Origin of the sequence: Occallatibacter sp., from assembly GCF_036502485.1 — a bacterium.
Taxonomy (GTDB): Bacteria; Acidobacteriota; Terriglobia; order Terriglobales; family Acidobacteriaceae; genus Telmatobacter.
This window is the reverse complement of record NZ_DASXYM010000168.1, coordinates 1-6,441: the sequence shown is the minus strand read 5'-3', so window position 1 is coordinate 6,441 and position 6,441 is coordinate 1. Positions and strand designations below refer to the sequence as shown.

Here is a 6,441-nt window from a genome sequence, read left to right as displayed (position 1 = left end):
GAGAACTTTGTGGTCCACACCCTGCTGGTCGGCTCCCGTTCCATCGGAGCACTCGCGTGGCGCCCCCCCTCTCTTTCGCGCGAACTTTCCACCGCGGTTTGCGCTCAGGTAGCCATCGCCCTTACCCGGGCCGTGGCCATTGAAGCCAATGCGCGCCTCGAGGCCTCGCGCCAGAGCGAACGGCTGCGCGCCGCCCTTATCGATTCCCTCACCCATGAGCTGCGCACACCTCTCACATCCATACGCGCCGCGGCGACCACCCTCATTGACCCCAGCGGACTCGACGACGCTACGCGACTCGACCTCGCGGCCATTGTGGACGAAGAAGCGACGCGTCTCGACCACCTCATCGGAGAAGCCGTGGAGATGGCCGAAATTGACAGCAATGTGAGCACACTCAACTTGCAGCCGCACCATCCGCGCGCTTTGCTCCGGCATGCCCTCGATCAGTCCGGGCTGCTGCTGTCGAAACACGTCGTTGAGATCTGCGCCGCCGAAGATGAGCCCGCCGTCCTTTTCGACGAACGCCTGATGAGCCGTGTGCTCCGCCATCTGCTCGAGAATGCGGCGCGCTACTCGCCCCAGGGAAGCCGCGTCACCATGAGTGTCGAGCGCACCGAGGGGCGCCTGCAATTCACCGTCGCCGATAACGGCCCCGGCATCGACATGGTCGACATGCCGCTCATCTTTGAGAAATTTCATCGCGGACGCAAGGCAGCAAAATTCGGCAAAGGATCGGGCATGGGGCTGGCCATCGTCCGGGCGCTCCTCAAGGCACATGGCGGCTCCATCCAGGTCGCCAGTACGCCCGGCCAGGGTGCCGCCTTTCGCTTCTGTATCCCGCTCAAAGAACAGCCCCCCGCTGTGGAGGACACTCAACCTGACGGCCCGGTCGCCCACGATGTCCGCGCGTAATACCCGGATCCCGCTGCCCGTTTCCCCTCTGAAAGCCCACCGGAACGCGTGAGCCGGCGCCCATGGTCGGAGGTCAAAGGTTACCGGTCGCGATGAAGTAATACGCCGAAGTCCTCGACAAAGCTGATCACCACCACCACCGCCGAACCTGCCATCCCCAGGAAAAAGATGGTTTCCAATACACGCACGCCTAATGTCAAAAAACCGTTCATGGGCGCAGTCTAAGGTGCAGCCGCATAAAGGCTTCGGTCATCTTTCGTAAGGGTTTGGTAAACCGCGGCGAGTGCGGAAATGGGTTCCGGCTGCCCGCTCTCCACCCTCCCGCATAAAATTGGAGATTCGGGCGCCCCCTCAAATGTTCACTCGTTCTCACCCTCCGGAACCGCGGCGCCCGCCCTCACGTAAAATAGTCGTAAAGGTCCGGTGCATCCAGGATTCTCCGTTCCGCCAATCATGACGGGCTCGCAAACCCAGATCGTCGAAAAACCGCCGATACACCACGCCGGTCTTATATTGATCGCAGGCTACAAGTTCCTGTGCGCCCTGCTGTTCGTGCTCGTCGGTCTGGGCGCCTTCCATCTGGTGCACAGGGATGTGGATGACTTCGCGTGGCACACCCTGGTTGAGGTGCTTCACCGCAACCCGGAATCGCGTGTAGTCAACTTCCTGCTCGAAAAGGCCGAGTTGCTCAACGACCCCATGCTGCGGCGCATCGGCTTCGGCGCCTTTTGCTATGCGGGCGTTTGCATTGCCGAGGGCGTCGGTCTGTATCTCGAGAAGATTTGGGGAGAAGTCCTCACCCTGCTGATTACGGCCTCGTTTCTGCCGTTTGAGATTCACGAGCTCTTCCGGAGAATCACGACGGTTCGCGTTGGGGTTTTGGCCATCAACCTGGTCGTGCTGGGCTACCTATCGTTCCTGGTCATCGAGAAGGCCACGCGGCGGCCCAAAGCAAGACACCAGACCGCCGACAAGTCTGTCTAGGCTGTGATTTCTTGATAGACAACAGATTTGCCGACCTTGCATTGGCTGATCTCAGGGCTCCCAAACGGTCGTGACCGCCATCACTGATCCAAAGCTGCCGACCTGTCACGATACCGACGCGATGTGCTGCTGGGAGTAGTGTGCCCCGTCTCGAGGGATTCCAGAATTCAAAGCTTTCGGCCGGGTTTGTAAATCAAGGCTGAATTTATTTTTTTACTTGCGGAAAACCGGGCTTACACCCGGACTGCCTCGCTGCCAAGAGGCTCTTGCCGGACATGAACCATATTCATAAACACTAAATATGGTGGTCATAGATCAACCGTTACCCAACTGAGGTACATCTCTGGATTCAGGCGCCAGCCGCACGGATGGATCAGCATTTTCCTGTTGGATAGGGCCCAGATGTGGGCTATGATCGTTCGTGAAGTGGAGCAAAAGGGAGTAAAAGTGAGCGTGGTGGCCAACAATCAATTCATCCACGCCAAGAATACCTAGAATTCGCCTCCCTTACGCTAATTATTCGCTTCCCCAGGCAGCTGGGGAATCTGCTTGGCCACCCGCCAGCCGGAGCGCCCGGCAACCACACATCGCGCTGCAGTTGAGCCAGAGGCAAGTATGTTTCGCGGCAACCACCCGGCCAAGGTCGACGAGAAGGGCAGGCTCAAGCTCCCTTCTGCGTTCAAGCAACTGGTGGATGCCGGAAGCGTGACCCAGTTCTACGTGACCAGCACGGATGGCGAGAGCGCCCAGGTATGGCCGCTGCCCGAGTGGGAAAAGCGTGAGGCTCAGTTGAGCGAGTCGAGCGAGATGGAAGAGGCCGTCCAGAAATACCTAAGCATTACGAGCTACTACGGCCAGCAGGTTGAGATGGACGCCCAGGCACGGTTGCTGATCCCGCAGATTCTGCGCAGCGCGGCCGGGCTGGATGACGAAGAAGTCGCGGTGATCGGGATGGGAGGCTACATAGCCGTCCACAACCGCAAGCGGTTTGAGCAGACGGTTCTTGGCAACAAGCTCACGCCGGAAGACAGGCAGAAGCTGGCGGAGATAACCCGCCGCAAGCAGTAGGGACTACCAACCCCTCAGGGGGGAGCGCATGACGACCGAACGAGAACGCCATGTGCCGGTTCTTTTACAGGAAGCGTTGCAGCACCTGGCTCTGAAGCCGGGCAGCACGGTGGTGGATTGCACCCTTGGGCTCGCCGGGCACAGCTCGGAAATCCTTCGGCGGCTGGGGCCAAGCGGCAAATTGATCGCGTTCGACCGCGATCCGCAGGCGATGGAGTTGGCGGCGGCAAAGCTCGATGCGGTTCGGACAGAGCTTGGAAGCGAAGCGCCGCAGGTAGAGCTGGTGGGGGATGCATTCAGTTCGGCTCCGATGCATGTGGCCGCAGGGTCAGTCGATGCGGTGCTGGCGGATTTCGGAGTGAGCAGTCTGCAGCTGGATGAAGCAGCGCGAGGATTCAGTTTTATGGCGGAGGGGCCCCTTGATATGCGCATGGATACGCGCCGGGGCGAGACCGCCGAACAGGTGGTAAATGAGGTGAGCGAGCGAGAGCTGGCAGACCTTATCTACGAATACGGAGAGGAAAGGAGGTCGCGGAGAATCGCCAGAGCCATTGTGCGCGGGCGGCCGGTGACGACGACAGGGCAATTAGCCCGGATTGTCAGAGCTGCCGCCCCGGCAATGAAGCAAGACAGGATTCACCCCGCAACACGGACATTTCAGGCACTACGGATTTATGTGAATCGCGAGCTGGACGAGATCAAAGCGTTAATGGAGGCCGCACCGAAGTTGCTTAAGCCCTCTGGACGATTGGCAGTCATCAGCTTTCATAGTTTGGAAGATCGCATTGTGAAGGACAGCCTGCGCGAGGGAGCGCAGAAGGGGATCTGGACGGTCCTGACGAAGAAGCCGGTGACGGCGGGCGAAGAAGAGATTGAGCGCAATCCGCGCTCGCGCAGCGCGAAGCTGAGAGCGGCGGAAAAAGCGGGGATTAGGCGTTAGGGATCAGGTTCCATGAGGTTCAAGCTAGCGGCTAGAAGCTAGCAGCTAGAGGCCAGGAGACGACGATGGCGGCAGCAACGACAACATACTTTGAGACAGGCCGCAGCTGGACGGCGCGCGTAACGGAGCGCAACACGGAGTTGCTGGCGCAGCAGGGTCAGCGGCGCCGGGGCGTACGCACGCCGGAGTTCTACTTCACCAAGCACTTTGACAATTCCCGGCTGGTAAAAGCGCCGGATCCGGTACGGGTGCGCGAGATGCGCGTGTTTACCGCGGCGGTTACGGTCCTGTTTTCCCTGATCATGATTTACGGTTTGCAGCACTTCAGCGCCATTGAGCGGTCCTATCGGGTGGAAGCTGAGAAGCAGCAGCTCGATCAGCTGCGCGAAGAGAATCGTCAGCTGAAGCTGAGCGAAGCCCAGCTCACGCAGCCGGGTCGCATCGACAGCAAGGCGCGGGAGCTGGGACTTGCCGCACCGCAGCCCGGACAGGTGATACATCCGAGCGCGCGGATTGATGCTTCGGCTCCCGCGCTGGCTCAGGTGAATGCACCGATGACTTCGCCGGCCTCGCCGGTACAATAAGCAAGGCTTTTCCCTTCCCTGTCCTCGGAGCGACGCCATGGAGGCAGCTACTCTTCGCAATCGCACTCGCAATCGAAATGTGCTTCCGCGCGCCATTCCGCTCCGGGTGGCGCGTTTTTGGGTGATCTGTCTTTTCTTTCTGGGTTGGGCGGGAGCCATTTCTGCGCGTCTCTTCTGGCTGCAGATTCTGCGCCACCAAGACTACGCGGAGCGCGCGCAGAAGCAGCAGCAGCGGACGTTTGAGGTTGCGCCGCGGCGCGGGATGCTCTTTGACCGCAACCTGCATGAGCTTGCGATGACCGTGCAGGTGGACTCGTGGTACGCGGATCCCAGCGAGATTGACGATAAGGACGAAGCCGCGCGCCGGCTTGCGGCCGTTGTTCACGTCGATCCGGCAGATGCGCAGACGGCGGAAGAACAGATCCTGAATCGGCTGAATACGGGCGGGCGATTCGCATGGATCGCGCGGCGGGTTTCGAATGAGACATCGGCGCAGGTAAAGGCGCTGGGTGTGAAGGGACTCTATATCCAGAAGGAGTTCCAACGCTTCTACCCCGACAATGAAATTGCCGCGCAGGTGCTGGGCTACGTGGGCACGGACGACACCGGGCTGGGCGGTTTGGAACAGAAATTCGAAGGCTCCCTGCACGGCCAGCCGGGCCGCATGTTTACCGCAATGGATGCGCGGCGGAAGGTGCTGGGCTCAACCGAGAAGGAGCCCGAGCCGGGGCAGGACCTGGTTCTCACCATTGATTCGAACATCCAGTTTCTTGCGGAGCGGGCGCTGGATCATGCGATGGAGCGCACCCACGCGGATAACGGAACCGTGGTCATCCAGGATGTGCACACGGGGCAGATTCTGGCGTTGGCGATCCGGCCCACGTTCAATCCCAACCAGTATCGCCACACGACGCCGGCGCTCCTCAAGAACCATGCGGTGAGCGATGTCTATGAGCCGGGCTCGACGTTCAAGCTGGTTGCCTACTCGGCGGCGATCGATGCGGGGGTGGCCAAGCCGGATGACATGGTGGATTGCCAGGGCGGGCAGATCACCATTGCCGGTCGCGTGATCCACGACAACCAGGGCGAGCACTATGGCGTGATCCCGGTGCACAAGGCGCTGGAGGTCTCGAGCGACGTGGGCGCAATCAAGATGGCGCTCAAGGTGGGACAGGACAGGTTCTACGATTATGTGCGCGCGTTTGGGTTTGGGCAGAAGCCGGGCGTTGAGCTTCCTGGGGCGACACGCGGGCTGCTGCGGCCGGTAAAGAAGTGGGGATCGTCGTCGATTGGCTCCATCGCGATGGGTCAGGAAGTGGGTGTGACGCCGCTGCAACTGGTGTCGATGGTTTCGACGATTGCCAATGGCGGGACGTATCTGCCGCCGCATGTGCTGCTGTCCCCTAATGCCAAGACTGCTGCGGCGCAGCCAGTGAAGCTGGGAGAGGAGTTGCTCAATCCCCTGCCCCAAGGCTCGCATCGCGTGATCTCGGAGCTGGCATCGGCCGAGATGCGCAAGATGATGGAAGGGGTGGTACTGAACGGCACGGGCAAGGATGCGCAGCTGAACGGCTACTCCTCGGGGGGCAAGACGGGCACCGCGCAGAAGATCGATCCGGCGACGCACCTCTACTCGAAGACCATGCATATCGCGTCGTTCGCGGGGATCGCGCCGGTGAACAACCCGGTGATCGCGGTGGCGATTGTGATGGATAACCCGCGGGCGGGTTCGTATTACGGCGCGGCGGTTTCGGCGCCGGTCTTTGCGGAAGTTGGGCAAGAAGTTCTGGAGTATCTGGGCGTGCCGCACGACGAGCCGGTTCGTCTTGCGAAGGCGGCGAAGGGTGCGAAGGAGACGCTGAAGGCGACGCGCGAAGATGATCATGACGAGACGGGCGAGGACATCAACGCGCTGTATGCCGCGGTGAACGATCTGCCCAGCGACGATGG

Annotated in this window: 6 protein-coding genes; all 6 read left to right on the top strand. The window is 60.7% G+C overall.

Features of this window, described 5'->3' with window-relative positions:
* Window positions 1-915: sensor histidine kinase (locus VGL22_RS20660; protein ID WP_465268858.1), on the top strand; the 915-nt coding region annotated here is incomplete at its 5' end.
* 453 nt (window positions 916-1,368) lie between these two features.
* Entirely contained in the window at window positions 1,369-1,899 is a 531-nt protein-coding gene (locus VGL22_RS20655) for a DUF2127 domain-containing protein (protein ID WP_465268857.1), read from the top strand.
* Between the two features lie 615 nt (window positions 1,900-2,514).
* Window positions 2,515-2,967: a division/cell wall cluster transcriptional repressor MraZ gene (locus VGL22_RS20650; RefSeq protein ID WP_465268856.1), complete on the top strand. Its 453-nt coding sequence runs from the start codon at window positions 2,515-2,517 to the stop codon at window positions 2,965-2,967.
* Window positions 2,968-2,995: 28 nt separating this feature from the next.
* Entirely contained in the window at window positions 2,996-3,907 is a 912-nt protein-coding gene (rsmH, locus tag VGL22_RS20645) for a 16S rRNA (cytosine(1402)-N(4))-methyltransferase RsmH (RefSeq protein ID WP_465268855.1), read from the top strand.
* Between the two features lie 65 nt (window positions 3,908-3,972).
* Window positions 3,973-4,491, top strand: coding sequence for a cell division protein FtsL (locus VGL22_RS20640; protein ID WP_465268854.1), 519 nt, complete (start codon window positions 3,973-3,975; stop codon window positions 4,489-4,491).
* Between the two features lie 37 nt (window positions 4,492-4,528).
* The coding region (locus VGL22_RS20635) for a peptidoglycan D,D-transpeptidase FtsI family protein (protein WP_465268853.1) at window positions 4,529-6,441 on the top strand (1,913 nt) is incomplete at its 3' end.

Coding starts and splice junctions, on each gene's coding strand:
- VGL22_RS20655 (WP_465268857.1), top strand. CDS start 1,369: ATGACGGGCTCGCAAACCCAGATCGTCGAAAAACCGCCGATACACCAC.
- VGL22_RS20650 (WP_465268856.1), top strand. CDS start 2,515: ATGTTTCGCGGCAACCACCCGGCCAAGGTCGACGAGAAGGGCAGGCTC.
- rsmH (WP_465268855.1), top strand. CDS start 2,996: ATGACGACCGAACGAGAACGCCATGTGCCGGTTCTTTTACAGGAAGCG.
- VGL22_RS20640 (WP_465268854.1), top strand. CDS start 3,973: ATGGCGGCAGCAACGACAACATACTTTGAGACAGGCCGCAGCTGGACG.